Annotated in this window: 1 pseudogene; it reads left to right on the top strand. The window is 59.6% G+C overall.

Going from position 1 to position 342, the window contains the following annotated elements:
• Positions 1–297 (top strand): annotated as a pseudogene (locus GTP23_RS22925) (hypothetical protein); the annotation flags it as partial.
• Positions 298–342: the final 45 nt, after the last annotated feature.

The raw sequence follows: 342 nt of genomic DNA, 5'->3' as shown, positions 1-342 counted from the left end.
TTCCGGTATTGCCGGAAATGCCTGTGCCGTGGCTATCACAGTGTGGTGCATCAGGTCGGCACCAACAAATGCTGCCCGGTGCATGGCGACCCGCTGGAAATCGCCTGTCGCACTTGCGGCGCCAAGGCGCCCTACCGACTCAACGTAGCCCTGCTCGACGCGCCCTACCGATGCGGAAACTGTGGCCACCTATATGGCGCATCGCCGCCCGTTTCGCCGCGGAACAAGCGTCCATTCAACAAGAAGGCGCGCATCGCCATCACGCGGCTGCGATGGAGCTATTTTGCGTATTTCTGATCGTATCGATATGACGCTGACGATGCGAATCGGTGCCGATTTTCG

The sequence above is a fragment of the Duganella fentianensis genome (assembly GCF_009857835.1).
GTDB classification, from domain to species: domain Bacteria; phylum Pseudomonadota; class Gammaproteobacteria; order Burkholderiales; family Burkholderiaceae_D; genus Rugamonas; species Rugamonas fentianensis.
This window is presented reverse-complemented; position numbering and strand designations above follow the sequence as displayed.